Genomic DNA, 25,711 nt, shown 5'->3' with positions numbered 1-25,711 from the left:
GGCTCAACGGCCCGGGGCGGGACCCGGGCCAGATCGGCACAACGGTGCTATGCGGAGGGGAAGTTCGAGCCATGCCGCCCTGATGGGAATTTACCTTTCCCGTGAGGCACCTTGGCTGTCAAGCGGGACTCGAGCAGACGAGCGAGCCGGCGGGGCAGACTGTTCAACTGCCGGATCGCCCACCTGGCCAGCCGCCCCGACCGCTCCTACCATCACCACCATGACCTCTGGAAACACCCAGCGCCTGGACCTGAACACCCTGTCCGCGCGCACGTACTCAGCCATGCACAAGCTGGCCGGTCAGGCCGCCCAGGCCGCCACCGAGGCCGGTCTCGAGCAGCCGCTCATCGAGCTCGTCCGCATCCGCGCCTCGCAGATCAACGGCTGCGCCTTCTGCATCGACATGCACACCCTCGACGCCCGGCACGCCGGCGAGAGCGAGCAGCGCCTGTACGCCCTCACCGCCTGGGAGGAGACCCCGTTCTTCAGCGAGCGGGAGCGGGCCGCCCTGGAGTTCACCGAGGCCGTCACCCTCATCCACGACGGACACGTCCGCGACGAGGTGCACGAGCGCGCGGTGAAGGTCTTCGGCGAGGAGCAGCTCGCCGCCCTGCTGTGGATCGTCGTCGTGATCAACAGCTACAACCGGGTCGCGATCCCGCAGCGGCTCACCCCGGGCAACTACACCCCCTCCGCCTGACCCGGGCACCGTCCGCCGTGTCCGCCTCCGGGCGGGCACGGCGCCGCGCCCCGAAGGGCGCGGCGGACCGAGAGACCGCCGCCATGCCCGCCCCCTCTCCGGCCGCGCTCCCCGAGGAGCGGCCCGGCCTCCCGCCCCGCGCCCCGGCACGGGACTTCACCGACGTCTTCACCCGGACGCTGCTCCGCCACCGCGGCCCGACCACGGAGCTCCTCGAACGCCGCGTCCGCCACCGGCTGCGGCTGCGGCTCGTCGGACAGACCCTGACCGGCAGCGCGTCCGGCGCGCGCCGCCTCGTCCGCCGCACCGAACTGGTCGCCCCGGACGGCACGGTGGTCTCCCGCAACCTGGTGCTCGGCCGGCTGCCGCGCGACGAGGAGCTGGCCTCCGCCGTCACCAGCCGCTCCGTCCCCCTCGGCCGTTCCCTGGCCGCGTACGGCGTCCCGCAGCGGCGCACCCCGCTGACCGCCGGTCTCGCCCCCTGGCGGGGCCCGGGCGGCGGGCCGTCCGCCGTGTCGCGCGGCTATCTGCTGCAACTGGCCGACGAGGCCCCGCTGTACGTCCGGGAGACCTTCCACCCCTCCGTGGCCCCGCCGGAGCGCGCCCCGTGAGCGCCCCCGACCCCGTGGTCGTGGTCGGCGCCGGACCGGTCGGCCTCTCCGCCGCGCTGGCCGCGCACGCCCTGGGCCTGCGCCCGCTCCTCCTCGAAGCCCGGGCGCGCACGGCCGAACGGCCCGGCAGCCGCGCCGTCTTCGTGCACCGCGCCACCCTCGACCGGCTCGACGCCGTCCGGCCCGGGCTCGGCGCGGAGATCGCCGCCCGGGGCCTGGTGTGGGACACCAAGCGCACCCTGTGGGCGGGCCGTCAGGTCCACCTCCGCACGTACGCCACCGATCCGGCGACGGCCCCCTTCACCAGCCTGCCGCAGACCGTCGTCGAGGACCTGCTGCGCCGGGCCTGCGACGAGGCGGGCGTCCGGACCCTCTGGGGCGATCCCGTACGGGAGGTGGTGCCGTCCTCCGACGGGGTGCGGCTGCGCACCGCGTCCGGCGCCGTCCACGGGGCCCGTCACGTCATCGCGGCGGACGGCGCGCGCTCGGCGGTGCGCGAGGCCGTGGGCATCGGGCTGGACGGCAGTACGTCGGCCACCGAGTTCGTGGTCGTCGACGTGGCGGACGGGGAACGGCCCGCCCGTCCCGAGCGGGTCTTCCACTACCGGCACCCGGCGGCGGGCGGACGCCATGTGCTCCTCGTGCCCTTCCGGGGCGGCTGGCGCGTCGACGTCCAGTGCCGCCCGGGCGACGACGCCCGGCACCTCGCGGCGACCGCCCGGGAGTGGCTGCCCGCGGTGCTCCCCCAGGTGCCCGGCCCCGAGGTCACCTGGTCCTCGGTCTACCGCTTCCAGCTCCGGGTCGCCGCCCGCTTCGCCGACGCCACCGGGCGGGTGCTGCTCGCGGGCGAGGCCGCCCATCTGCTGCCGCCCTTCGGGGCGCGCGGGATGAACTCCGGCGTCGGCGACGCCGTGGCCGCGGCCCGGGCCGTGCGGGACGACGCCGTGGAGGCGTACGTCCGCGAGCGGCGGACGGCGGCCGAGCGCAACGTCCGCGCGGCCGGCGCCGCCCTCGACCACCTGCTGGCCCCCCGCCCCGGCCTGCGCCTGCTCCAGCGGTCCGCCGCGGTCGCCGCCCCGCTGTGGCCCCGCGCGGGCCGCTGGCTGGACGCGGCCCCGTACGGACCCCGGATCAGGAAGGTGCGCTACTGAGGGCCCCTCCGGGACCGCTCCTCGCCGCGCCGGGCGCGTTCGGCGAACTCCTGCCAGACGCGGGCGTACTCGGAGGCCAGCTCCGCGACGGCGCCGGCCCGGTGGACGGGGACGCCGTCGGCGAGGGTCTGCCACTGCGCGGGGGGAAGGGTCAGCGCGCTCAGCAGGCGGAGCAGGACGCGGCCGCTCTCGGTGTGGCGCAGGGCGGGGTCGCGGCACAGGTTCTGGTAGGCCGCGGCCAGTTCCTCCTCCGGGGCCGGAGCCGGGGCCTGAACCGCTGCCGGGACCGGCCCCGGGGACGGAACCGCGCGCACCGGCGGCCCCGGTTCCTCCGGCCGCCCGCCGTCGCCGCCCCGCAGCCGCTCCGGTACGGGGTCCTCGCCGCGCCGCACCCGGTCGCGCACGTCCCGTACCGTCGCCGGCGACAGGCCCGTCCGCTTGGCGATCTCCCGCAGCGAGACGTCCGGGGACTCGGCGAGCAGGCGTCCGGCCTCGCGGCGGCCCTGGGCGGTGGACAGCGGGCGCACCCGGCCGTCCCGGCCGAGCCGCCCGGCCGGGGCGTCGGGCCCGGGAGCGCTGCGCCGCAGCGCGGCCACGGTGTGCGCGGACAGGCCGGACACGGAGGCGATGGCCCGGTCCGCCCAGTGCGGGTGGGAGGCCAGGATCCGCGCCGCCGCCGCCTGGCGCTCGGCGAGCGAGAGCGGCAGTCCGTGCCGGGTGTTGGCCTCGACGGCGTACACGAAGGCGTCCTCCGCCCCGCCGTCGAAGAACCGGACCTCGACCTCGGTCCGGCCGCGCAGCACGGCGGCCCGCAGCCGGTGCGTGCCGTCGACCACCCGCATCGATTCCCGGTGCACGACGATCGGCGGCAGTTCGCCCTCCGCCGCGGCGAGGATCCGCAGGTGCTCCGGGTGCTCGGTGCGGGCCCGGGGCGAGTCGGCGGGGTGCAGCGCGGCGACGGGCACGAGGTGTACGGCGGTGAGCAGGGGCGCCCGCGACGGCTCGGGCTCTCCCCCCGTACCCGGGAACGCCCCGGCCCTGACAGTGTTCACGGCTCTCTTCCTCCTCGTACGCGCGGTGGGCAACCGTGCGTTTCGCACGGTCGCCCACCCTTCGCGCGTCCCTGAAAACGTTCGAACGCCCGGTCGTTCAGTCGAGTGCGCGCAGCAGCGCGACGACCTCCCGGGCCGCCGCGTCGGCCTCCTCGCCGGCCGGCTCCGACCCCGGCGCCGCCTCCAGGAGCGGTACGGCGTCCGCGAGCAGCGCCGCGAGCCGGCCGTCGTTCTCCCGGGTGAAGGCCTCCGAGCCCTCCCAGAAGACGTCCCGCACCGCGCGGGCGGTGAGGAACGAGCCGTCCGGGGCGGAGGTCAGGAGCTTGCCCGCGAGGGACCGTTCGAGGGCGGTCGGGGTCCAGCGCCCGCCGGCCAGGTCCGCCGCGAGCGTCCGCGCGGCGGTCCGCACCCGGCCCGCGCCGGGCACCGGGCGGGTGCCGACGAGGAGGCCGGGGATCGGGTTGGCCCGGTAGTTGTCCCAGAACGCGTCGCCGAACCTCTCCACGGACTCGGCCGGCACCTCGGGCACCGCCCACGCGTAGTCCTCGAACCCGGCCGCCGCGAGGCACTCGGCGAAGGCCCCGTGGCTCCAGCGCGAGGTGGTGATGGTGGAGGTCTCGGTGCCGATGAGGTCGGTGACCAGGATCCCCCGGTCCCCGTCCGGGGTCTCCGAGACCACCCGCAGCCCGTACGCGTCCCACTTCGGTCCGAAGGGTTCGAACTCCGGCCGTACGGTGAGCGCGACGAACCGTCCGCCCGGGGCCAGGTTGTCGTGGATGCCGCGCAGCATGGCGGTCAGTTCGGCCTTGGTGGTGGCGTAGTTGAGCAGCCACACCGCGCTCACCAGGTCGAAGGCGCCCAGCCTGGGCAGCGCGACGGCATCGCCGACGTGGTAGGTGATGCCGAGCGGGCGCTCCCGCTCGGTCGCGCGGGCCAGTTCGACCATGACCGGGGACAGGTCGACGCCGACGGCCTCGGCGGCGCCGGCGGCCTTGATCAGACGGGTGTAGTGGCCGTGCCCGCAGGCCAGGTCGAGGACCCGCCGGCCATTCAGGTCGCCGAGGTGCTTGAGGACGTTGTGCTGCTCGGGTCCGGCGAGCGGGGCGGTGTCCTTGAAGTCCGAGTACCGGTCGCCGATCCCCGCGTACTGGTCCTGCTGCTCGCCCTCGACGGTCGCGTCCGCCGGGTGGGGGGCGAAGTCGGTGTAGCCGGTGGCCCCGCCCTCGTGGAAGGTGTCCTCGTCGGGCTCGGTGAGCGGGAGGCCCCGGCGGATCCGCTCGGGCAGGTCGGGGTTGGCGGAGAAGTACCGCGCGAAGGCCACGGCGTCGGCGGCCCCGGTGTCGAGCCGCCGCGCGGCGGTCTCCGGGTCGGTCGGGTCGTCCCCGGTGAACGGGTTGGTGAGCAGGGTGCCCGCCCAGCGCTCGCGCACCAGCCGGTTCAGCCGCTCGTCCGCGCTCTCCACCAGGTGCAGATAGGCGAGCCGTCCGGCGTCGAGGGCGTCCGCGAGCAGCCCGTAGACCACCGAGGGGTCCTGCTCGACGGTGTCGTTGTAGCCGCTGGCGGGCGAGATCCGCAGCGCCACCCGGTCCGCGCCGATCGCGTCGGAGACGGTGCGGACGGCCTCGACGGCGAAGCGGATCCGGGCGGCGGGGTCGCCGCCGTAGCCGTCCTCGCGGAGGTTGGTGTTGTCGCAGAGGAACTGGTGGATCAGGTACCCGTTGGCACCCTGGAGTTCGACCCCGTCGAAGCCGGCCTCGACCGCCGCGGCGGCGGCCGTCGCGAAGTCCGCCAGGGTCGTGGCGATGTCCTCGGCGGTCATCGCGCGCGGCTCCACGGTCGGCACGAGCCCCTTCGGGGTGCGCGCGTCGCTGAGCGCGGTCACGGCGGACGGGGCGAGCGGCCGTAAGCCCTCGGGCAGCAGGTCGGGGTGGGCGATGCGGCCGTGGTGGGAGAGCTGCGCCACGATGCGCCCGCCCGCCCGGTGCACCGCGCCGGTGACCTCCGCCCAGCCGGCGATCTGCTCGGGGGTGTGCAGTCCGGGCTGGCCGGCCGGTCCGGCGGCGGCCGGGCTGATCCGCACGCCCTCGGTGACGATCAGCCCGGCGGAGGCCCGCTGGGCGTAGTACTCGGTCATCAGCGGGCCGGGCACGCCGTCGGCGCCGGCGCGGTTGCGGGTCATGGGGGCCATGACGACGCGGTGGGGCAGGGCCAGGGCGCCGGCGGTGAGCGGGTCGTACAGGGATGGCATGGGTCTCTCTCCGTAGGGTGCTTCGGATGTCCGGCGGTTCAGGCGTTTCCGGGCCGGGCGTCGGCGGCCCCGGCCGCTCCGGTCCAGGTGGTGAGCTCGATGCCGTCGCCGAGCGGCAGGTCGAGCGAGACGTAGCCCCGGTCGCGGTCCCGGATCCGCTCCAGGTACGCGGCGGGCAGCATCGAGAGGTTGTCGGAGACGATCACGGCTCCGGGCGCGAGGACGGGCTCCAGGACCTCCAGGACCGGCAGGTACAGCTCCTTCCAGCCGTCGAGGAGGACGAGGTCGACGGGCGCGTCGAAGGCGCGCAGCAGCTCCAGCGCGTCGCCCTCCCGCACGTCGACGAGGTCGGCGAGCCCGGCCTCGCCGAGGTTGGCCCGGGCCCGGCGCACCTTGCTCGCGTCGAGCTCGGTGGTGACGAGCCGGCCCCGGCCGTTCTCCCGCAGGCCCGCGGCGATCTGCACGGCCGAGGTGCCGAAGGAGGTGCCGAACTCCACGACGAGCCGGGGGCGCAGCATGCGGACCAGGGTGTACAGCAGCCGCCCGGTGTGCGGGTCGACGGGGAGCAGCGCGTCGGCGCAGAGCGCGCTGGCCTCGGCGGGGGTGGGCGGGGCGGCCAGCCGGGCGGCGTCGGCGTGGGCGCGCTCCATCACCTCCTTGTCGTCCCGCTCGGCCTGGGAGTACAGCCGGTTCAGGACGGCGCGGACGGCGGGGTCGTCGAGCCCCGCGGGGCCCGGGGCGGCGGACTGGACGGTCACGGTGGGTCTCCCGCTCTCAGAGGGACGCGAGCAGGTCGCGGCGGACGTAGCTCTGGGCGTTGTAGATGGTCCGGCGGGTGTCGGTGATGGCCCGGCGGCCGTGCATCACCCGGGTGTTGTCGATGAGCGCGACGTCGCCGTCCTGCCACTCGATGTCCTCGGTGAGCCGGTCGGTGAGCCGCTTCATGCGAGCGGTCAGCTCCTCGCCGAGCGGGCTGCCGTCGGCGAAGGAGATGACCGGCCTCTCGTAGTTGTAGGAGGGGCCGAAGACGCTGTTGGCCCAGGAGAGCCGCTCGCCGAAGAGCGTGGCGTGGGCGGCGCCCGTGCGGTACGTGTAGTGGGCGGAGCCGTCCTCCAGCTGGACGAGCGTGGTGGACGCGCGGCCGTCCGGGGCGCTCTCGACCAGGGCGCGGAAGTCCTCGAAGGTGATGTCCTCCAGGGGCTTCGCGCCGCCGGTCTGGTGGCTGACGAACTGCTTCCACTTGGCTTCCTCGACCCGGCGCGCGTACGTGATGTCCTGCGCGAAGGCGGCCCGGTCGGCCTCCTCCGCGGCGTCCCACACGCGGTAGCCGTCGCACACGGTGGTCTGCGAGCCGTGGGAGGCGGCCTTCTCGCAGAGGAACCAGGTCAGGTCGGGTCCGAAGGGGCTGTTGCCGTTCTCCAGGTGGAGGCCGACGGCATCGGTGCCGGCGTCGACCTTCTGCGCGACGTCGCCGCCGTGGAAGGAGCGGGCGGGGTCGAGGGTGACGCGGTCGGAGTGGTTCTTGACGAAGAGGGAGAACTCCTCGACGGAGGGGCGGAATCCGCGCAGGACGACGTGCCCGGCCTCGGCGAGCAGCCTGACGACGGCGCGCGGGTCCAGGTCGCCGAGGGACGCCCCGTCGGCGCCGGGCGTGACGAGCTTTCCGGTGCCCGTGCCGAGGGGCGTGGTCTCCGGCCGGCTCACAGACATGTTGACCTCTCGTTCTTCGCGGTTGTCATCGCGATCGGTGAGTGAGGAGGTGCTCGACGACGGCCTTGCGCATGGGGCGTCCGGTGACGGTGAAGAGCCTGCGGTACGCCTCGTCGTCGGCGCCCATCAGGTGGACGGTCTCGACCCGTTCGACCTCGGAGAGGTGTTCGGCGCCGAACGCGGCGAGCGTGTGCTCCGCCTTGATCCGGTCGGCGGCGGGGTCGATCACGAACAGGCCGTGCAGGGCGGGCAGGTCGTTGCCGACGACGGCGACGGCTCGGACGAAGGGCAGCCGCGCGTACTGGGCCTCGACCCACTCGGGTGCCACGTTGCGGCCCGCCGAGGTGATGATGACGTTCTTCTTGCGTCCGGTGATGGTGAGGTAGCCGTCCTCGTCGACGCGGGCGAGGTCGCCGGTGTGCAGCCAGCCGTCGACGACGGCGCAGCTGGAGGGGTCCTCGCGGGTGTAGCCGTCGAAGAGGGAGGAGCTGGAGACGAGCAGTTCGCCCTCCTCGTCCAGCCGGACCCGGACGTGCGGGAGCGGGCGGCCCACGGTGCCGACGCGGCGGGCGCCGGGGGTGTTCCAGCTGACGACGGAGCTGTTCTCGGAGAGTCCGTAGCCCTCGTACACGGCGATCCCGAACGCGTCGAGTCCGCGCAGCGTCTCCGGGTGGACGGGGGCGCCGCCGCAGCAGATCAGGGGCGCCCGTTCGGTGCCGAACAGGGCGGGGGCGACGTCCAGTCCGTCGGCGGCGGCCCGGCGGGCGGCGTCGAGGAGCGCGTTGGCGAGCGCGGGGGTGGCGACGAGGGCGGTGGGGCGGGCCGCGGCGAGCTGCGGGAGCGCGGCCTCGACGGCGCCGCCGCTGGTGCCGACGAGCGGCGTGCCGGGCGGCAGCAGGGTCAGGCAGCCGCCGTCGAGCAGCACCAGGTACAGGCCGGTGACCTGCTCGATGAGGAGGCTGAAGGGGACGAAGGAGAGGTAGCCGGTGAAGGCCCCGGTGGGCATCGCCCCGTGCAGGGAGTCGATGAGGGCGCCGACGCCGTGGGCCCGGATCCGTACGCCCTTGGGGCGCGAGGTGGTCCCCGAGGTGTGGATGATCTTGCAGATCCAGTCCTCGTCGCCGTCGGGCACGGCGTACGGTGCGGTGCCGCCCGCGAGCGCGGCGAGGGAGACCTCGACGACCCGGCAGCCCTCGGGCAGCACCGGTCCCCATTCGGCGAGCCGTGCGGCGCCCTGCGCGTCCACCAGGCAGACGTCGGCCTCCTCCAGGAGCCCGGCGGCCTGTTCGCGCGAGAAGGCCAGCGGCACGGGGACCTCGGTGGCGCGCAGCGCGAGCAGGGCGAGGTCCGCGACGACGAACTCCGGCGTGTTGCCGCACAGGACGCCGATCCGGCCGGCGCCGGTGCCGATCCCGTCGGCGAGCGCCCGGGCGGCCCGGGTGATCTCCCGGTAGCCGTGGGCGGAGGCGACGCCGCCCCGGCCGTCGAGGACCCGGACGAGGGGCCGGTCGGTCTCGGCGTGGCGGCGCAGCGCGTTCTCAACGGCCCGCACGGCCGACCACCTCCCGGGGGGTGGTGGCGTCGGTGAGGAGCTCGACGACGGGCGCGAAGAAGGCGTACCGGCCGGTCGCCCCGGCGAACAGGCCGGCGAGCCGGGCGAGGTCGATGAAGCCGACGGTGGGGCGCTGGTCGTAGTAGGTGCCCCAGGCGGCCCGCTCCTCCGGCGTCAGGTGGTCCGGGTCGGCCTCGCCGAGCACGGTGTAGTTGATGTCGAGGCGGGCGAGCAGGTCGCGGAGCTGCCGGGTGACGGTGCACAGGATGTGTTCCATGCCCATGGTCCAGGCGATGATCGGGATGACCCGGATCAGTTCGCGTCCCGCTCCGCCGGGTCCCGCGAGCGCCCCGATCTCGATGATCCGGTCGCGGTCGACGGGGGTGCCGGTGCGGGCCGCGATGGCCTCCTCGATGCGGGTGTCGAGGTAGCGCTCGGAGAAGAAGGGCCGGTCCGGGGCTGCGTACGTACAGCCGGCGCAGGCCAGGACGGTTCCGCCGGGCACCGGGTCGCGCTCGGAGGGGACGGCCAGGACGAACGCGTCCGGGTCGGGCTTGACGTCGGCGGCGTGGGTCTCGGCGTAGGTGGTGCGGGCGAGTTCGCCGGCCCGGTGCCAGCCGTCGGTGTCCCGCAGGGCCAGGGATATCTTCAGCACGTCCGTGTCTCCGCTCGCGAGTGCTCGGGGTCGGGCAGACGGTGCGCCCAGGGACGGATCTGTTCGAGCTGGGCGGCGAGGGCGAACAGGGTCGCCTCCTCGCCGAAGCGTCCGGTCGCGTGGACGCCCACGGGGAGTCCGGCGGCGGTCCGGTGCAGCGGGACGGACATGGCGGGCTGCCCGGTGAGGTTGGCCAGTGGGGTCTCGTGGCAGAACTCGACGGCCCGCAGGAGCTGCCGGCGGGGGGAGCCGGTGGCGAAGGTGCCGAGCGGCGGGGCCGGTTCGGCGGTGACCGGGCCGAGGAGCACGTCGTACTCCTCGTGGAAGGCGGCGAGTCCGCGCGCGGCCCGCTGGAGGGCGGTGACGGCGAGCAGGTAGTCGGCGGCGCTCAGGCTCCGGCCCCGCTCGTACAGGTCCCAGGTGAGCTCCTCGAAGCCGTCCGGCTCCGGGGTCCGGCCGCTGAGCAGCGCGTATGAGGTGATGGCGGAGGACACTCCGGCGGCCCAGAGCGCCAGGAACGGTTCGACCAGGTCGGCGAAGGCGACGGCGGGTTCGGCCTCGGTCACGTCGTGGCCCAGGTCGGCGCAGAGCCCGGCGGCCTCGCGGACGGCCTCCGCGCAGGCGGGGTCGAGCCAGCCACCGCTGCCGGGCCTGAGGGTGAAGGCGATGCGCAGGGGCCGCAGGCGGGGGGCGTCGATGACGGCCCGGAGGAACGAGCCGGCGGGGGCGGGCGGCGCCCAGTAGGGGTCGCCGGGGGCGGGGCCCGCGACGGCGTCGAGCACGGCGGCGCTGTCCCGGACCGAGCGGCTGACCACGTGCTCGGAGGCGAGTCCGTTCATCAGGTCGCCGACGGCGGGTCCGAGCGGGGTGCGGGCCCGGGTGGGCTTGAGGCCGAAGACCCCGCAGTTGGAGGCGGGGATGCGGATGGAGCCGCCGGCGTCGTTGGCGTGCGCGACGGGGACCAGGCCGGCGGCGACGGCCGCGGCGGATCCTCCGCTGGAGCCGCCGGCGCTGCGCGCGGGGTCCCAGGGGTTGCGGGTCGGACCCTGGTGGCGGGGTTCGGTGGTGGGCAGCACCCCGAACTCGGCGGTCTTGGCCTTGCCGAGCACCCGCAGGCCCGCGGCGCGGAACCGGTCGCCGAGCTCGCTGCCCCGGTCGGGCACGAAGCCGGCGAGGAAGCGCGAGCCCATGGTCGCCTCGATGCCGGCGACGGTGGGGCCGAGGTCCTTGAGGAGGAACGGCACTCCCCGGAGCGGTGGCTCCCGGAGCGGCGATCCGTGGGGCGGTGCTCCCCCGGGCGGTTTCCGCGGCTCCTCGCCGGCCTCGGCGAGCGCCTGCTCGAAGGCGGTGACGGCGACGGAGCCGATCGGGCCGTCGTACCGCTCGATCCGGTCGACGGCGGCGCCGAGCAGTTCGGCCTCCGTCAGCTCTCCGTCACGGACGAGTCGAGCCTGCGCGTGCCCGTCGAGCCCCCGTAATTCCCCTAAGGAGGTCATACGGCCTCTCCCCTCCCAACCGATAGCTTTTATTAAAGCTTTCTCCTGAGAGAGTAGCCTCCGGGCGGAGGTCCATCAACCGCCCCCGGTGCGCGGGGCTTGCCCGCGTGCCGCAAAAATGGGATAGGTGCGTCAGGACGGCACCACGGGCGGACGAGCGGCCCGCCGCACGACGAGGAGATGCATGAACGACCAAGCCCCGGCCGGGGCGATCCCCCTGGACCGGCTGGCCCGCCACGCGAACCGGCTGGCCCAGCTCGTGAACGCGGCCACCCGGGCCGCGTCGGCCGACGCCGGTCTCACCCAGGCCGACACCGACGTCCTGCTCGCGCTGTACCGCTCCGAGGGCCACCGGCTCCGCCCGACCGCCCTGTCCGCCCTGTGCGAGCTGTCCTCGGGCGGCACCAGCAACGTGACCCTCCGGCTGGTGCAGGCCGGCTACGTCACCCGGGAGGCCAACGCCAACGACGCCCGGAGCACCTGGGTGCAGCTCACCGCGGAGGGCGAGGCCCTGGCCGGTTCGGTGCTCGCCTCAGCCACAGCGGCGCACGCGGAGCTGCTCGACCGGCTGCCGGACGGGCTCGCCGAGCGGCTCGACGACCTCCTCGCGACCGCCCTCGGCCACCTCGACCAGCGGGCGATGCCCCGCCTGCACTAGGGGGTGTCCCGACAGGGCCGCGAGCCGGGCCAGTTGCACGGGGTTGGGGACGCCCTCGACCCGGTAGCCGCCGGACACCACGGTCGGCGTCGTCCGCACCGAGGGCCAGCGGGCCACCGCCGTGCGGTGCCGCCGCGCGTACCGGGGCGAGTCCACCGCGGCGAGGAACCGCTCCGGATCGAGCCCCGCGCGCCCGGCCGCCCCGGCCAGCACCCCCGGCTCCGCTATGTCGAGCCGCTCCCGGAAGTACGCGTCGAAGACCTGGTCGCAGTAGGCGGCGCCGCGGCCCCGGTCCACCGCGTAGTGATAGCCCTGGAGGGCGAGCCGGGTGGGGGCGTACGGCGGGGGCTCCCGGTGGACCGGCACTCCGAGGCGGTCGGCGAGCGGGCGCACCCCGCTCTCCCAGACGCGGGCCGCCGGCAGCCTGTTCCGGGCGGCGCCCGCGGCCTCGTGGGGGTACCAGCGGACGGCCGGACCGAAGTCCTCGAACTCCGCGGCCAGCAGACGCCGGGTCAACATGCTGAAGGGACATCCGAAATCGAACCAGGCGTCGATGACTGCGGTCATGGCCATGAAGCATACTCAAATCGCTGTTTTCCCCAGGCACGTCCGGGACGATAATGTCACGTCCGCATCACGCCGACATCACACGTTGACCTCGAAGGACTCCGGCCGGCGGGCCGGACCGCCCCCTTCCGCGGAACAGTCTCGCCCCGCCGGATGAACCGCGCGCGAAGAACGCGCGGCCCCCTCCCCTCACCGGGACGTCGCGGAGACCTCCACCCGGCCGAGCAGGGTCTCGCCGTCGGCCGCGAGGACGCGCTTGCGGTAGGCGCCCGTCGCGTGGTCCGTCTCGCGCAGCTCGATCGCCCCCTCGGTCCGGGCGTGGACGTCCCCGAAGCCGGTGACCCCGAGGCCCAGGACCTTCAGCCGGGCCGGCTGGTCCGTGTCCGCGTACGAGGGCGCCTCCAGGTCCATGAGCTGACGGGCCACCAGGCCGGCCATGCGGCGGCCGGGGGCCACCAGGCCGTGGCAGCGGCCCTCGACGGCCGCGCACTCGCCGATCGCCCGGATCCGTTCGTCGGCCGTGCGGAGCCGGGCGTCGACGAGGAAGCCGCCCCGCTCCCCGGTCGCCAGGCCCGCCGGCGTGGCGAGTTCGTCCCGGGGCCGGATCCCGGCGGAGAACACGACGAGGTCGGCCGCGAGTTCGGTGCCGTCGGCGAACCGCACCGCCCTCGGCCCGACCGAGACCGTCCTCGCCCCGCAGTGCACCTCGATGCCGAGGCCCCGGACCAGCTCCCCCAGGAGCCGCCCGCCGTCCGCGTCGACCTGGAGCGGCATCAGATGGGGCGCGGTCTCCACGACGCGGGTGCGCATCCCGAGCCTGCGCACCGCGTCCGCCGCCTCCAGGCCGAGCAGCCCGCCGCCGACCACCACCGCCGGCCGGCCGGGGCGCGCGGCGGCCCGGATCGCGTCGACGTCCTCGATCCTGCGGTAGGTGAAGCAGTGCGGCAGGTCGTGCCCGGGCACGGGCGGGACGAACGGCCGCGAGCCGGTGGCCAGGACCAGCGCGTCGTAGGGCACCCGGGTGCCGTCCGAGCAGCGCACGGCCCCGCCCGCGCGGTCGATCCCGGTCACGGTGGTCGACAGGCGCACGTCCACGAGCGCGTCCGGCGGCACGCCGGGGAGGGCGAGGGCGGCTGGGTCGCGCCCGGAGACCAGGGAGGAGAGCGCGATCCGGTTGTAGGCGGGCCGCGGCTCCTCGGCGAGCACCACGATCCGCCACGTGCCGGAGACGTCCAGGGCGCGCAGCTCCTGGACCAGCCGGTGCCCGGCCGGGCCGTACCCGGCGACGACGAGGGTCCTCACCTCGCCTCCCGGGCCGGTCCCAGTGCCGCGCACACCGCGCGGAGCGTGTCGGAGCACCCTCCGCAGCCGGTGGTCGCGCGGGTCGCCTCCACCACCGCCCCGACGGACCGAGCGCCGTCGTGCCAGGCGCGTTCGACGGCCTCGCGGTCGACGCCGTTGCAGTGGCACACCACGGACTCGTCGGGCGCGGCACCCGCGGTGCCGAGCAGCAGCCCGAGCGGATCGGCGGGTAAGGGCGCCTCCCGGTCGTAGAGCTGGCTCACCGCCGCGATCCCCTCGGGGAGGCCGACCAGGACGGCCCGTGCGATCCGGTCCCGGACGAGTTCGAGGCGCGCGTACCGGCCGAGGGCGGGGTCGTGCAGGGTCACGGTCCGTTCGACGGGGAAGCCCGGGAAGCCCAGGCAGGCCACGTCGAGGCCGGGCACCCGGGGCCGCAGGATCGGCGAGGGGGCCGTGTACCAGGCCGGTCCGCCGGTCAGGTCGGCGGCCAGGGTCTCCGCCTGGCCCAGGGCCCCCACCAGGCCGGGCGCGCCCGTGCAGGCGCCGATCGCCCGGACGGCGGGATCGCTGGTGCGCAGCCGCCCGTCGACGACGACGCCGTGCCGCACCCGCAGGCCCGCCCCGAGGGCGAGGGAGGTCTCGGGGACGCTGCCGACGCACCACACGACGGTGTCGACGTCGAGGATCTCGTCCTCCTCGACCCTCTTGTCCAGCCGCAGCTCGACGCCCCAGTCCTCCAGGGCCGCCACCACCAGCGCGCCCGCCGTCGCGTCGAGGTGACGGTGCATCGGGTACGGGCCGGCGTGGGCCAGGACCACCTGGTGGCCGCGCCGCCGCAGCGCCGTCGCCGTCTCCACGCCGAGGACGCCGCCGCCGACCACGGCCACCCGGCCGTGCACCGGCCGCAGGCTGTCGTCGAGCGAGTGGAAGCCGCGCCCGGGGGCGACCGGCCGGGCCCCGGTGGCCAGGACGAGGGTGCCGTACGGTTCCGCCACGCTCTCCCCGGCCGACGTCCGCCCGTGCACAAGCCGGCGGGCCCGGTCGATCCGGGTGATCCGGACCCCGGGCAGCACCCTGGTCCCGCGCGGTGGTTCGGGCAGGGTCACCGCCTCCGGCGCCAGGCTGCCGTCGAGGACCGACCCGAGCAGGGTGCGCTGGTACGCGGGATGGGGCTCGGCTCCGAGGACGGTGACGGGGCCGCCGTGGCCGAGGGCGGCGAGCCTCTCGGTGAGCCGGTGCGCGGCGATGCCGTTGCCGACGACCACCACGCGCTCGTCGGCGCCGCACGCGCTCCGGCCCGCACCTCTCCCGGTTCTCCGGTGTTTCGTCCTGTTCACGTCCCGTCCCCCGTCCCCGTCTTCTCTTCTCGCTCGTCCACCGGTTCCACGCGGACCGCGCTCACCTTGAACTCCGGCATCCCGCTGCGCGGGTCGAGCGCCCCGCTCGTGAGCAGGTTCGCCCGTCCCTCGCCCGGGAAGTGGAACGGCAGGAACACCGTGTCCGTGCGCAGGCTCTCCACCGCCCGCACCCGGGCCACCACCGCGCCCCGCGCCGACACCACCCGCGCGAGCCCGCCCTCCACCAGTCCGGCCCGCCGGGCCGTGTCGGGGTGGATCTCCACGTACGCCTCCGGGACGGCCTTCGCGAGCCGCTCGACCCGCCGGGTCTGCGCGCCGGACTGGTAGTGGGCCAGGACCCGCCCGGTCGTCCCGTACAGATCGAACGATCCGCCGGGCCGTTCGGCCGCGTCCCGGTGCTCGACCGGGACGAAGCGGGCCCGGCCGTCCGGGTGGCCGAAGGAGTCGAGGAAGAGCCGCGGGGTGCCGGGGTGTCCCGGCGCCGGGCAGGGCCAGTGCAGGACCTCGCCCGCGTCGAGGCGCTCGTAGCTCACGCCGGAGTAGTCGGCCCGGCCGCCCGCCGTCGCCCGGCGCAGCTCGTCGAAGACCTCGCCCGGTCGGTCGGGCCACCGCTCGGCCGGCTCCCCGAGCCGTACGGCGAGCCCGCGCAGCACCTCCAGGTCGCTGCGGACCCCCGGCGGCGGGTCGAGCAGTCTGCGCCGGCGCAGCACCCGCCCCTCCAGGCTGGTCAGGGTGCCCTCCTCCTCGGCCCACTGCGTGACGGGCAGGACCACGTCCGCGAGGCGGGCGGTCTCGGAGGGCACGAAGTCGGCGACGACCAGCAGGTCGAGCGCGGCGAGGCGCTCGGTGACGTGACCGGCGTGCGGGGCGGAGACCACCGGGTTCGAGCCGAAGACGAGCAGGGCGCGCGGCCCGTGCTCCGTGCCGAGCGAGTCGAGCAGTTCGTACGCGCTCGGGCCCGGACCCGGCAGCCGCTCCGGGTCGACGCCCCACACCTCCGCCACGTGCGCGCGGGCCGCCGGGTCGGTGATGGACCGGTAGCCGGGCAACTGGTCGGATTTCTGTCCGAGTTCGCGGCCGCCCTGGCCGTTCCCCTGGCCGGTGAGGCAGCCGTAGCCGCTGCCCTGCCGCCCCGGCAGGCCGAGGGCGAGGGCGAGGTTGATGAAGGCGGAGACCGTGTCGGTGCCCTTGCTGTGCTGCTCGGCGCCGCGGCCGGTCAGGACGTACGCCCGCCGGGCGCCCGCCAGGAGCCGGACCGCCTCGCGCTGGGCGGCGACCGGGACGCCGGTGGTGCGCTCCGTGCGCTCCGGGGTCCAGGCGAGGGCCCGGCGCCAGGTCTCCTCGAAGCCGCCGGTCCGCTCCTCCACGTAGGCCCGGTCGAGGTGTCCGTCGACCACGGTGAGCTGCAACAGGCCGAGCGCCAGGGCGAGGTCGGTGCCGGGCGCGGGTCTCAGGTGCAGCGCGGCCCGTTCGGCGGTGGCCGTGCGGCGCGGGTCGATGACGACGAGCGCGCCGGCCCGGTCGAGGTGGCGCACGAGCGGCGGCATCGTCTCGGCCGGGTTGGCCCCGGCGAGCAGCACGACGTCGGCCTCGTCGAGGTCGGTGACGGGGAAGGGCAGCCCCCGGTCGACGCCGAAGGCGGCGTTGCCGGCGACGGCGGCCGAGGACATGCAGAAGCGCCCGTTGTAGTCGATGCGGCTGGTGCCGAGGGCGACCCGGGCGAACTTGCCGAGCAGGTAGGCCTTCTCGTTGGTGAGGCCGCCGCCGCCGAACACCCCGACCGCGTCCGGGCCGTGGGCGGCCCGCAGCTCCGCCAGCCGTCCGGCGACCAGGTCGAGCGCCGCGTCCCAGGTCGCCGGGGCGAGCCGTCCGTCGGCGCCCCGCACGAGCGGTGTGCGCAGCCGGTCGGCGGTGGTCAGGACCTCGGGCGCGGTCCAGCCCTTCTGGCACAGGCCGCCCCGCTTCCCGGTGCCGGCGAGGACGGCGGGCGTCACGGTCACCCGGTCGCCGGCGGAGGTGAGTTCCGTACCGCACTGGAGCGCGCAGTACGGGCAGTGGGTGAGGACGGTCCGCCCGGCGCCGGCTTCGGCGTGGTCGCCATGGTCCGTGTGGTCCGTGTGGCCAGCGCGGGCGGTGTCCTCGGCGCGGGCGTCAGACACGGCTGACCCCGCGGCGCCGCTCCCGCGACGGGTCGAGCGGGCCGCCCCCGTCGGACGCGGGCCGCAGGTAGACCGCCCGGACGACCGCCCCGCACACCACGTAGAAGCAGAGGAAGCCGAGGAAGGCGGGGGTCCCGCTGCCGCCCTCGGAGCCGTACGCGGCCCGGAAGGCGAGGTTCACCGCGACCCCGCCGAGCGCCCCGACGGCGCCCGCGATCCCGATCACGGCGCCCGAGCGCTGCCGGGCCCGGGCGAAGGCCTCGCCCGCGTCGCGGCCCCCGGTGACCTCGCGGCCCGCCTGCTCGGCGAAGACGGCCGGGATCATCTTGTACGTGGAGCCGTTGCCGATCCCGGTGAGCACGAAGAGGACCGTGAAGGCCGCGACGAACAGCCCGTACGAACCGGCCCGCGAGGCGAGCAGCAGTCCGCCCGTTCCCGCCGCCATCCCCGCGAACGTCCACGCGGTCACCCGGGCGCCGCCCCACCGGTCCGCGAGCCGCCCGCCGAAGGGGCGGGAGAGCGAGCCGAGCAGCGGGCCGAGGAAGGTGTACGAGGCGGCCTGGAGCGGGGAGGCGCCGAACTGGGTCTGGAGCACGAGCCCGAAGGCGAAGCCGTAGCCGATGAACGAGCCGAACGTGCCGACGTAGAGCAGCGAGATCCACCAGGTGTGCGCGGAGCGCAGGGCCGCGCGCCGGGCGCCCTTCTCGGCGCGCACCGGCGCAAGGTTGTCCATGCGCAGCGCGCACAGCAGGGAGACGACGACGATCAGCGGGAGGTAGCAGGCGGCGACGTACGACGGGTGGGTGTCGCCCGCGACGGCGATGACGAGCAGGCCGAGGAGCTGGACGACGGCGACGCCGAGGTTGCCGCCGCCCGCGTTGAGGCCGAGGGCCCAGCCCTGGAGGCGCTGCGGGTAGAAGGCGGTGATGTTGGTCATCGAGGAGGCGAAGTTGCCGCCGCCGACGCCGCCGAGCGCGGCGATCAGCACGAAGACCCAGAGCGGGGTGCCCGGCCGCTGGACGAAGTAGGTGGCGGCGCAGGCGGGCACGAGGAGGACGGCGGTCGCGAAGACGGTCCAGTTCCGGCCGCCGAAGCGGAGGACGGCGTGGCTGTACGGGATGCGGAGCGCGGCTCCGACGAGGGTGGGGGTGACGACCAGCAGGAACTTCTCGTCGGGCGTGAACGGCAGCCCGATGCGGGGGGACATGAAGAGCACGAGGACCGACCACATGCTCCAGACGGAGAAGCCGATGTGCTCGGAGGCGATGGAGAGGGCGAGGTTGCGACGGGCGACGCGTCTGCCCCGGGTCGCCCATAAGTGCTCGTTCTCCGGGTCCCAGTGCTCGATCCGGCGGCCGGTTCTTCTGCTCGGGTTCATCACTCGCCCTTCGGGCCGGATTCCGCACTGCGTCGACGAGTCTGCTTTCCGGACAGGAATCTTGGGCAGCGCCCGGGGACAGCGTCAACGGCCCGTTTCAGGGTCCGTCAAGTCCGCCCACCACGGCTCTCCGACGGGTGTTCCTCCCGCCGTGAACCCTTCGGCGGAGGCGCGTGAACAGGCGTGATCCGGCTGCGGTCGTACGGGAGAACGCCGTGACGGCACGGGAGAACACCCCGGCCGTACGGGACGGCCGGCCCTCGCTCCCCCTCCCCGTACGCCTCGGGAATCCCTGGTTTCCCGTACGCCTCAGGAGTCCCCGTCCAGCATCCGGGTCAGGACCTCGCGCTGGAGGGGCTTCGCCTCGGCGTGGCGGTCGAGGCCCTTCTCCGTGAGCTTCACCTGGACGCCGCGCCGGTCCTCGGGGCACATCCCCCGGGCCACCAGGCCGTCCTTCTCCAGGCGGGCGACGAGCCGGGACAGCGCGCTCTGGCTGAGGTGGACGCGGCCGGAGAGTTCCTGGACGCGCCAGGCCGCCGGGCCGCCCTCGGACGCGCCCTCGGCGAGGACGTCGAGGACCTCGAAGTCGCTGGCGCCGAGCCCGTGGGCGTGGAGGGCCCGGTCGAGCTCACAGGTCGTACGGGCGTGCAGGGCGAGGACGTCACGCCACTCCTCCACGAGCGCGCGTTCGGACTTGTTCGCTGCCATGGCCGCACATTAGCAGAGACGACCCCTTTTGTTGCACGAGAATTAAATGCGCTTGCATTCAATGCATGTGCATGTACTGTCTCCGTCCATGACCTCTCCGCTCACCGACGTGCCCAAGTCCGCGCAGGAACGCTGGAGTCCGCGCCTCTGGGGCACCCTGCTCGTGCTCTGCGCCGCGATGTTCCTCGACGCCCTCGACGTCTCGATGGTCGGCGTCGCCCTGCCCTCGATCGCCGCCGACCTCGACCTGTCCACCTCCACCCTCCAGTGGATCGTGAGCGGCTACATCCTCGGCTACGGAGGGCTGCTGCTCCTCGGCGGCCGCGCCGCCGACCTGCTCGGCCGGCGCCGGGTCTTCCTGATCGCGCTCGCCGTCTTCGCGGTCGCCTCGCTGCTCGGCGGGCTCGTCGACTCCGGGCCGCTCCTCATCGCCAGCCGGTTCGTCAAGGGGCTCAGCGCCGCCTTCACCGCCCCCGCCGGCCTGTCGATCATCACGACCACCTTCAAGGAGGGCCCGCAGCGCAACCGGGCCCTGTCCATCTACACCACCTGCGCCGCCACCGGCTTCTCCATGGGCCTCGTCCTGTCCGGGCTGCTCACGGAGCTGAGCTGGCGGTGGACCATGCTGCTCCCCGCCCCCGTCGCCCTGATCGCCCTCGTCTTCGCGCTGCGCCTCATCCCGCACAGCGCCCGCGACGACTCCTCCGGCGGCTACGACCTGCCGGGCGCCGTCACCGGCACGGCCGCGATGCTGCTGCTCGTCTTCACCGTCGTCGAGGCGCCCGAAGCGGGCTGGGCCTCCGCCCGCACCCTGCTGTCCTTCCTGGCGGCCGCCGCCCTGCTCGTCGCCTTCGTCCTGATCGAACGGCGCAGCCCGAGCCCGCTGGTGCGGCTCGGGGTGCTGCGCTCCGGCTCGCAGGTCCGGGCCCAGCTCGGCGCGGCGGCCTTCTTCGGCTCGTACGTCGCCTTCCAGTTCATCGTGACCCAGTACATGCAGTCGCTGCTCGGCTGGTCCGCGCTCCAGACGGCGCTCGCCTTCCTTCCGGCCGGCGTGCTGGTGGCCCTCTCGTCCACGAAGATCGGCGGGATCGTGGACCGGTTCGGCACGCCCCGGGTGATCGCGACCGGCTTCACGCTGCTCGTCGTCGGGTACGCGCTCTTCCTGCGCGTCTCGCTCGTCCCGCGGTACGCGGCCGTCATCCTGCCGTCGATGCTGCTCATCGGCGCGGCCTGCGCCCTGGTGTTCCCGTCGCTCAACATCCAGGCCACCAACGGCGTGGCCGACCGCGAACAGGGCATGGTCTCGGGCCTGCTCAACACCTCGATCCAGGTCGGCGGCGCGTTCTTCCTCGCCGTGACCACCGCCGTCATCACCGCGGGCGGCGGACACGGCGGGGACGCCTCCCCGCAGGCGGTCCTGGACGGCTTCCGCCCGGGTCTGGCCGTGGTGGCGGTCATCGCCCTCGCCGGACTGCTCATCACCCTGCCGGGGCTGCGGAGGCCGCGGGGCGCGGCGGCCGGGTCGGTCGTGGTCGCACGCTCCTCGGACCCCGAGCCGGCCACCGGGGACGCGACCGCGGGGAACACCGCCGCCGACGCCCAGGCCACCGGGGACGTCCCGGCCACCGGGGACGTCCCGGCGAAGGTCGCCCTCCGCGACTGACCGTCGGGAGGGAAACGGGGGAACGGGGGGAACGGGGGACGCGGCCGTCCGGCGCTTCGGCGACCGGGCGGCCGCGCCCGTACGTTCCCCGCCCCGCGTCGCCCCTACGGGTTCAGCCGCGCGGGAGCAGTCCCACGTCCTGGCCCAGGCGGCGGGCCGACGCGGTGAAGAAGGCGTCGCGGTCCTCGACGACGCGGTGGAACTGGCCGAAGACCTCGAAGGAGACGAGGCCGAAGAGCTGCGACCAGGCGGCGACGAGCGCGGCGGCGAGGGCCGGGGGCAGGTCCGGGGCGATGTCGGCGGCGATCCGCTCGGCCTCGGGGCGCAGGGCGTCCGGGAGCGGGGGGAGGGCGAGGCCCTCGCCGGTGTGGGCCAGGCGGACGATCTCGACGAGGGCGAGGCCGACGCGCGCGGCGGGGGCGATCGTGTCCTGGGGCGCGGTGTAGCCGGGGACCGGGGAACCGTAGATCAGGGCGTACTCGTGGGGGTGGGCGACCGCCCAGGCGCGGACCGCCCGGCAGACGGCGGTCCAGCGGTCCAGCGGGCGCTGCCCTGCGGAGTCGGCGGCGGCCCGCTCGGCGGCGGCGCCGACGGCGTCGTAGGCGTCGACGATCAGGGCGGTGAGGAGGTCGTCGCGGCTCGGGAAGTAGCGGTAGAGCGCGGAGGACACCATGCCCAGCTCGCGGGCCACGGCCCGCAGGGACAGCTTGGCGGCGCCTTCCGCCGCGAGCTGGGTGCGGGCCTCGTCCTTGATGGCGGCGGTGATCTCGATGCGGGCGCGGGCGCGGGCTCCTTGAACGGGCGTCATGGAGAGCAGTGTGCCACTTCCGGAGCACCGCACCGAAATGAGAGCACCGCACAGAAGCAAGAGCGACACATTGAAACAAGAGCACCGCTCTTGCTTGTGGGTGCCGAACCGTGCACACTGATCTCAAGAGAGAGCAGTGCTCTCGCTCGACTCGCTCCACTCCCCCGACTCGCTCCGCTCACCGCCGGAAGCCCTCAGGAGGCAGCCATGTCCGCCCAGCCCGCCGACCCCACCGGCTCCCCCGCGCCCCACGTCCTCAAGCCCGGCTGGTTCACCGTGAACGTCCTCAACCGCGTGGTCGCCTGGACGACCCGCCGGGGCATCAGCGTCTGGGGGTCCCGCGTGCTCGCCGTCCGGGGGCGCAAGAGCGGCGAATGGCGCCGCACCCCCGTCAACCTCCTGACGGTGGACGGCGCCCAGTACCTCGTGGCCCCCCGCGGCCACGTCCAGTGGACCCACAACATGCGGGCGGCCGGGGGCGGAGAGCTGCACCTCGGCAAGCACGTGCAGGAGTTCACCGCCGTCGAGGTCTCCGACGACGCCAAGCCCGCGCTGCTCCGCGCCTACCTCAAGCGCTGGAAGGCGGAGGTCGGCGTCTTCTTCGACGGGGTCGGCCCGGACTCCTCCGACGCCGAACTGCGCGCCGCCGCCCCGAAGCACCCCGTCTTCCGCATCACGACGACGGGCTCCGCCGGTCCGGCCGCGTGAACGGACCGGGCCGGCGGAGCCCGTAACAGGTCGGCCGGAGTCTCCGGCGTCCGCGGCGGACCGCCGCGGACCGTGCTCAGGCGTCCGCCCTCGTCCCCCCGGCGCCCCCGGCGCTGTCGACGCCCTCCGAGGCCTCCGTACGCCCGGCGCCCTCCGTGGCTTCCGTACCCTCGGCGCCTTCCGTGCCCTCCGGCTCCGACGCGTCCCGCTCCTTCGCCGTGACGCCCCGGCCCGCCGGGCCGACGCCGGACGAGGTGTCCATCCGCTTGTCCAGGAGTTCGAGCGCCCGCCGGGCCAGACCGTTCGAGCGGACCATGCCGCCGAGGGTGGCCGAGCCCCGGGTGATGTCGGCGAAGGCGTTCCAGGCCGGCCGCAGGCCCGTGAGCGTGGCGTGCAGCAGCCCCGGGCGCCGCTCGAAGACGGCGAGCATCCGCCGCCCGACCGCCATCTCCACGCCCAGGCCCGCCTTGATGGCGAAGGCGTAGTTCAGGGCCTGGCGGCGCGCGTCGACCGCGTCGTTCGCCTCGGCGACCCGCACCGCCCACTCGCCCGCGAGGCGGCCCGAGCGCAGCGCGTACGAGATGCCCTCGCGCGTCCACGGCTCCAGGAGGCCGGCCGCGTCGCCGCAGACCAGGACCCGGCCGCGGGAGAGCGGCGAGTCGTCGGTGCGGCAGCGGGTCAGATGGCCGGAGGAGATCGAGGGCTCGAACCCGGCCAGGCCGAGCCGGGCCACGAAGTCCTCCAGGTACCGCTTGGTGGCGGCCCCCTCGCCGCGCGCCGAGATGACGCCGACGGTCAGCGTGTCGCCCTTGGGGAACACCCAGCCGTAACTGCCGGGCATCGGGCCCCAGTCGATGAGGACGCGGCCCTTCCAGTCCTCGGCCACGGAGGGCGGCACGGGGATCTCCGCCTCCAGGCCCAGGTCGACCTGGCCCATCTTCACCCCGACGTGAGCGCCTATGCGGCTGGCACTGCCGTCGGCGCCGACGACCGCGCGCGCCAGGACCGTCTCGCCGTCGGCCAGGACGACGGCGGCGGTCCGCCGGTCCGGCACCGACGGCCCGTGCTGCTCCACCCGGGTCACCGTGGCACCGGTCCGCAGCTGGGCTCCGGCCTTCTGCGCGTGCTGGACGAGCCGCGCGTCGAACTCGGGCCGGTTGATGAGGCCGAAGAGCATCCGGCGCGAGCGGCGGGTGCGGGCGAAGCGCCCTTCGAGGGAGAAGGTGACGGCGTGCACCCGGTCCTGGAGGGGCAGTTCGAAGCCCGGCGGGAGCGAGTCGCGGGAGGGGCCGATGATGCCGCCGCCGCAGGTCTTGTACCGGGGCAGCTCGGACTTCTCCAGGAGGAGCACCCGGCGTCCGGCCACCGCCGCCGCGTAGGCCGCGGACGCGCCGGCCGGTCCGGCGCCGACGACCACGACGTCCCAGACGTCCGCCTCGGCGTCCGGGCCCGCCGCCCCGCCGTCCACGGCGGGGGCTGCGTCCTCGGGACCGCTCTCCGCCGCGTCCTCGAGGCCGTCCGCGCCCCCGTCGCCCACCGCGCCCGGGGTCTCGTCCCTCGCCGCCTCCGCACCCGTGCCCTCAGGAGCCGCGCCCTCGGGCTCGGTGTTCTCCGGACCGGCGTTCCCTGCGTGCTCGCTGCTCACGATGTGCTTCTGCTCCTGATCCGACCGGGGGTCTGCTCCTGACGCATCCTACGGCGCGGTAGCCGGAGCCCCGGCCGTAGGATCGACGGTGCGTTCGCCGCGCCACGAGACGCGGCGGCGCCGTCCTCTCCGTCGTAACGTCGCACCCACCAGGAGCGTGCCCATGACCGCGAATCCGATCGCCGAGACCGTACGGTCCCTGATGCCCCGCGCCAGGACGGAGCTCACGGAGCTGGTGGCCTTCGAGTCGGTGGCGGACGAGAACGTGGCCCCGCGCAGCGAGTGCGAGGCGGCGGCGAACTGGGTCGCGGACGCGCTGCGCGCCGAGGACTTCCAGGACGTGGCGCTGCTCGACACCCCGGACGGCTCTCAGGCCGTGTACGGCATACTCCCCGGCCCGGCCGGCGCGCCGACCGTCCTCCTCTACGCGCACTACGACGTGCAGCCGAAGCTGGACGAGTCCGCGTGGCTCTCCCCGCCGTTCGAGCTGACCGAGCGCGACGGACGCTGGTACGGGCGCGGCACGGCCGACTGCAAGGGCGGGGTGATCCTGCACCTGCTCGCGCTGCGCGCCCTGAAGGCGAACGGCGGCGTCCCGGTGACGGTCAAGGTGATCGTCGAGGGCTCGGAGGAGCAGGGCACCGGCGGTCTGGAGCGGTACGCCGAGGAGCACCCCGAGCTGCTGACGGCCGACACGATCGTCATCGGCGACGCGGGCAACTTCCGGGTGGGCCTGCCGACGGTGACCGCGACCCTGCGCGGCATGACGATGATCCGGGTGCGGATCGACACCCTGGAGGGCAACCTGCACTCCGGCCAGTTCGGCGGCGCCGCCCCGGACGCGCTCGCCGCGCTGATCCGCGTCCTCGACTCGCTGCGCGGCCCGGACGGCTCGACCGTCGTCGACGGCCTGCCGGGCGACCAGGTGTGGGAGGGCCTCCAGTACCCGGAGGAGAACTTCCGCCAGGACGCCAAGGTGCTGCCGGGCGTGGACCTGCCGGGCGGCGGCACGGTCGCGGACCGCATCTGGGCGCGCCCCGCCGTCACCGTCGTCGGCATCGACTGCCACCCGGTGGCCGGCGCCACCCCGTCCGTCCCGAGGACGGCCCGCGCGCAGATCAGCCTGCGGGTGCCGCCGGGCCAGGACGCGGCCGAGGCGACGAAGCTGCTCTTCGCCCACATCGAGAACCACACGCCGTGGAACGCCCGGGTGACCCTGGAGCAGGTCGGCCAGGGCCAGGCCTTCCAGGCGGACACGTCGAGCCCGGCGTACGCCTCGATGGCGGAGGCGATGGAGGTCGCGTACCCCGGTCAGGAGATGCAGACGGCCGGTCTGGGCGGCTCGATCCCGCTGTGCAGCACGCTGGCCTCGCTGTACCCGGAGGCGGAGATCCTGCTGATCGGCCTGAGCGAGCCGGAGGCGCAGATCCACGCGCCCAACGAGTCCGTGTCGCCGGAGGAGCTGGAGCGCCTGTCGGTGGCCGAGGCGCACTTCCTCCTCAACTACGCGCGCTCGAAGCAGGTCTGACGCATTCTCGGTTCCCGGTCGGGTTCAGCGTTCGGCGAAGCTCGCCGAGAGCGT

The 25,711-nt window shown here is 75.0% G+C and carries 21 protein-coding genes and 1 pseudogene; 7 read left to right on the top strand and 15 right to left on the bottom strand.

The genetic code is table 11. The features are described 5' to 3' along the window. The first annotated feature begins 220 nt into the window (after positions 1 to 220). The 3 genes from AB0398_RS06245 (at position 221) to AB0398_RS06235 (ending at position 2,462) form a co-directional block, all read left to right on the top strand. Positions 221 to 700 (top strand): carboxymuconolactone decarboxylase family protein, encoded by a 480-nt coding sequence (locus AB0398_RS06245; protein ID WP_366372671.1) that lies wholly within the window; start codon positions 221 to 223, stop codon positions 698 to 700. 83 nt (positions 701 to 783) lie between these two features. Further along, the gene (locus tag AB0398_RS06240) at positions 784 to 1,311 is read left to right on the top strand and encodes a hypothetical protein (RefSeq protein WP_366372670.1); all 528 of its coding nucleotides are present in this window, start codon (positions 784 to 786) and stop codon (positions 1,309 to 1,311) included. After that, the gene (locus AB0398_RS06235; RefSeq protein ID WP_366372669.1) at positions 1,308 to 2,462 is read left to right on the top strand and encodes an FAD-dependent monooxygenase; all 1,155 of its coding nucleotides are present in this window, start codon (positions 1,308 to 1,310) and stop codon (positions 2,460 to 2,462) included. The genes AB0398_RS06240 and AB0398_RS06235 overlap by 4 nt, the downstream gene beginning before the upstream one ends. Here AB0398_RS06235 and AB0398_RS06230 read toward each other — a convergent pair. From AB0398_RS06230 to AB0398_RS06200, 7 genes are all read right to left on the bottom strand, one after another. Continuing rightward, positions 2,456 to 3,514 (bottom strand): ParB N-terminal domain-containing protein, encoded by a 1,059-nt coding sequence (locus AB0398_RS06230; protein ID WP_366372668.1) that lies wholly within the window; start codon positions 3,512 to 3,514, stop codon positions 2,456 to 2,458. The genes AB0398_RS06235 and AB0398_RS06230 overlap by 7 nt on opposite strands. A gap of 97 nt (positions 3,515 to 3,611) precedes the next feature. After that, positions 3,612 to 5,762, bottom strand: a complete 2,151-nt coding sequence (locus AB0398_RS06225; RefSeq protein ID WP_366372667.1) for a methyltransferase domain-containing protein — start codon at positions 5,760 to 5,762, stop codon at positions 3,612 to 3,614. Positions 5,763 to 5,800: 38 nt separating this feature from the next. After that, entirely contained in the window at positions 5,801 to 6,520 is a 720-nt protein-coding gene (locus AB0398_RS06220) for a class I SAM-dependent methyltransferase (RefSeq protein WP_366372666.1), read from the bottom strand. A 16-nt stretch (positions 6,521 to 6,536) separates the two neighbouring features. Beyond that, positions 6,537 to 7,472 (bottom strand): TauD/TfdA family dioxygenase, encoded by a 936-nt coding sequence (locus AB0398_RS06215; protein WP_366372665.1) that lies wholly within the window; start codon positions 7,470 to 7,472, stop codon positions 6,537 to 6,539. A gap of 25 nt (positions 7,473 to 7,497) precedes the next feature. Further along, positions 7,498 to 9,024, bottom strand: a complete 1,527-nt coding sequence (locus AB0398_RS06210; RefSeq protein ID WP_366372664.1) for an AMP-binding protein — start codon at positions 9,022 to 9,024, stop codon at positions 7,498 to 7,500. After that, positions 9,011 to 9,679, bottom strand: a complete 669-nt coding sequence (locus AB0398_RS06205) for a thermostable hemolysin (RefSeq protein WP_366372663.1) — start codon at positions 9,677 to 9,679, stop codon at positions 9,011 to 9,013. Before AB0398_RS06205 ends, AB0398_RS06210 begins: the two co-directional genes overlap by 14 nt. After that, positions 9,673 to 11,175, bottom strand: coding sequence for an amidase (locus AB0398_RS06200; protein ID WP_366372662.1), 1,503 nt, complete (start codon positions 11,173 to 11,175; stop codon positions 9,673 to 9,675). The genes AB0398_RS06205 and AB0398_RS06200 overlap by 7 nt, the downstream gene beginning before the upstream one ends. A 184-nt stretch (positions 11,176 to 11,359) precedes the next feature. Here AB0398_RS06200 and AB0398_RS06195 point away from each other — a divergent pair, with 184 nt between their 5' ends. Further along, complete coding sequence (locus AB0398_RS06195; protein WP_366372660.1) at positions 11,360 to 11,833, top strand: MarR family transcriptional regulator; 474 nt, start codon at positions 11,360 to 11,362, stop codon at positions 11,831 to 11,833. 39 nt (positions 11,834 to 11,872) lie between these two features. Here AB0398_RS06195 and AB0398_RS06190 read toward each other — a convergent pair. The 6 genes and pseudogenes from AB0398_RS06190 to AB0398_RS06165 form a co-directional block, all read right to left on the bottom strand. Beyond that, positions 11,873 to 12,400, bottom strand: a pseudogene (locus tag AB0398_RS06190) (DsbA family protein); the annotation flags it as partial. Positions 12,401 to 12,589: 189 nt separating this feature from the next. Next, positions 12,590 to 13,702 carry an FAD-dependent oxidoreductase gene (locus AB0398_RS06185; RefSeq protein WP_366372658.1) on the bottom strand — a complete coding sequence of 371 codons (1,113 nt, stop codon included), beginning with the start codon at positions 13,700 to 13,702 and terminating at the stop codon, positions 12,590 to 12,592. Then, positions 13,699 to 14,967: an FAD-dependent oxidoreductase gene (locus tag AB0398_RS06180; RefSeq protein ID WP_366372656.1), complete on the bottom strand. Its 1,269-nt coding sequence runs from the start codon at positions 14,965 to 14,967 to the stop codon at positions 13,699 to 13,701. Before AB0398_RS06180 ends, AB0398_RS06185 begins: the two co-directional genes overlap by 4 nt. A gap of 68 nt (positions 14,968 to 15,035) precedes the next feature. Further along, positions 15,036 to 17,219, bottom strand: coding sequence for a molybdopterin oxidoreductase family protein (locus tag AB0398_RS06175; RefSeq protein ID WP_366372655.1), 2,184 nt, complete (start codon positions 17,217 to 17,219; stop codon positions 15,036 to 15,038). Beyond that, complete coding sequence (locus AB0398_RS06170; RefSeq protein WP_366372654.1) at positions 17,212 to 18,597, bottom strand: nitrate/nitrite transporter; 1,386 nt, start codon at positions 18,595 to 18,597, stop codon at positions 17,212 to 17,214. The genes AB0398_RS06175 and AB0398_RS06170 overlap by 8 nt, the downstream gene beginning before the upstream one ends. 309 nt (positions 18,598 to 18,906) lie before the next feature. Beyond that, positions 18,907 to 19,305, bottom strand: coding sequence for a MarR family transcriptional regulator (locus tag AB0398_RS06165; RefSeq protein ID WP_366372652.1), 399 nt, complete (start codon positions 19,303 to 19,305; stop codon positions 18,907 to 18,909). Between the two features lie 88 nt (positions 19,306 to 19,393). Here AB0398_RS06165 and AB0398_RS06160 point away from each other — a divergent pair, with 88 nt between their 5' ends. Beyond that, complete coding sequence (locus tag AB0398_RS06160) at positions 19,394 to 20,968, top strand: MFS transporter (protein ID WP_366372651.1); 1,575 nt, start codon at positions 19,394 to 19,396, stop codon at positions 20,966 to 20,968. Positions 20,969 to 21,080: 112 nt separating this feature from the next. Here AB0398_RS06160 and AB0398_RS06155 read toward each other — a convergent pair whose 3' ends face one another. Continuing rightward, the gene (locus AB0398_RS06155; protein ID WP_366372650.1) at positions 21,081 to 21,776 is read right to left on the bottom strand and encodes a TetR/AcrR family transcriptional regulator; all 696 of its coding nucleotides are present in this window, start codon (positions 21,774 to 21,776) and stop codon (positions 21,081 to 21,083) included. Positions 21,777 to 21,983: 207 nt separating this feature from the next. Between AB0398_RS06155 and AB0398_RS06150 the strand changes: the two genes are divergently transcribed. Further along, on the top strand, positions 21,984 to 22,484 hold the full coding sequence (locus tag AB0398_RS06150) for a nitroreductase family deazaflavin-dependent oxidoreductase (protein WP_366372649.1): 501 nt from the start codon (positions 21,984 to 21,986) through the stop codon (positions 22,482 to 22,484). Between the two features lie 76 nt (positions 22,485 to 22,560). Here the strand turns inward: AB0398_RS06150 and AB0398_RS06145 are convergent, their stop codons facing one another. Then, a complete protein-coding gene (locus tag AB0398_RS06145; RefSeq protein ID WP_366373012.1) occupies positions 22,561 to 23,952 on the bottom strand; it encodes a geranylgeranyl reductase family protein in 1,392 nt (463 codons plus the stop codon). Positions 23,953 to 24,292: 340 nt separating this feature from the next. On the opposite strand from AB0398_RS06145, the gene AB0398_RS06140 reads away from it, so the two are divergent. Then, positions 24,293 to 25,657: a dipeptidase gene (locus tag AB0398_RS06140; protein ID WP_366372648.1), complete on the top strand. Its 1,365-nt coding sequence runs from the start codon at positions 24,293 to 24,295 to the stop codon at positions 25,655 to 25,657. Positions 25,658 to 25,711: the final 54 nt, after the last annotated feature.

The sequence above is a fragment of the Streptomyces sp. NPDC086147 genome (genome assembly GCF_040702165.1).
Classification (GTDB): domain Bacteria; phylum Actinomycetota; class Actinomycetes; order Streptomycetales; family Streptomycetaceae; genus Streptomyces.
Note: the sequence above shows the minus strand (reverse complement) of the source record. Positions and strands in the feature narration are given on the sequence as shown.

Excerpts from the sequence above, each read along its gene's own strand:
- AB0398_RS06245 (WP_366372671.1), top strand. The coding sequence starts at position 221 with ATGACCTCTGGAAACACCCAGCGCCTGGACCTGAACACCCTGTCCGCG.
- AB0398_RS06240 (WP_366372670.1), top strand. The coding sequence starts at position 784 with ATGCCCGCCCCCTCTCCGGCCGCGCTCCCCGAGGAGCGGCCCGGCCTC.
- AB0398_RS06225 (WP_366372667.1), bottom strand. The coding sequence starts at position 5,762 with ATGCCATCCCTGTACGACCCGCTCACCGCCGGCGCCCTGGCCCTGCCC.
- AB0398_RS06215 (WP_366372665.1), bottom strand. The coding sequence starts at position 7,472 with ATGTCTGTGAGCCGGCCGGAGACCACGCCCCTCGGCACGGGCACCGGA.
- AB0398_RS06200 (WP_366372662.1), bottom strand. The coding sequence starts at position 11,175 with ATGACCTCCTTAGGGGAATTACGGGGGCTCGACGGGCACGCGCAGGCT.
- AB0398_RS06195 (WP_366372660.1), top strand. The coding sequence starts at position 11,360 with ATGAACGACCAAGCCCCGGCCGGGGCGATCCCCCTGGACCGGCTGGCC.
- AB0398_RS06170 (WP_366372654.1), bottom strand. The coding sequence starts at position 18,597 with ATGAACCCGAGCAGAAGAACCGGCCGCCGGATCGAGCACTGGGACCCG.
- AB0398_RS06165 (WP_366372652.1), bottom strand. The coding sequence starts at position 19,305 with ATGGCAGCGAACAAGTCCGAACGCGCGCTCGTGGAGGAGTGGCGTGAC.
- AB0398_RS06160 (WP_366372651.1), top strand. The coding sequence starts at position 19,394 with ATGACCTCTCCGCTCACCGACGTGCCCAAGTCCGCGCAGGAACGCTGG.
- AB0398_RS06155 (WP_366372650.1), bottom strand. The coding sequence starts at position 21,776 with ATGACGCCCGTTCAAGGAGCCCGCGCCCGCGCCCGCATCGAGATCACC.
- AB0398_RS06150 (WP_366372649.1), top strand. The coding sequence starts at position 21,984 with ATGTCCGCCCAGCCCGCCGACCCCACCGGCTCCCCCGCGCCCCACGTC.
- AB0398_RS06140 (WP_366372648.1), top strand. The coding sequence starts at position 24,293 with ATGACCGCGAATCCGATCGCCGAGACCGTACGGTCCCTGATGCCCCGC.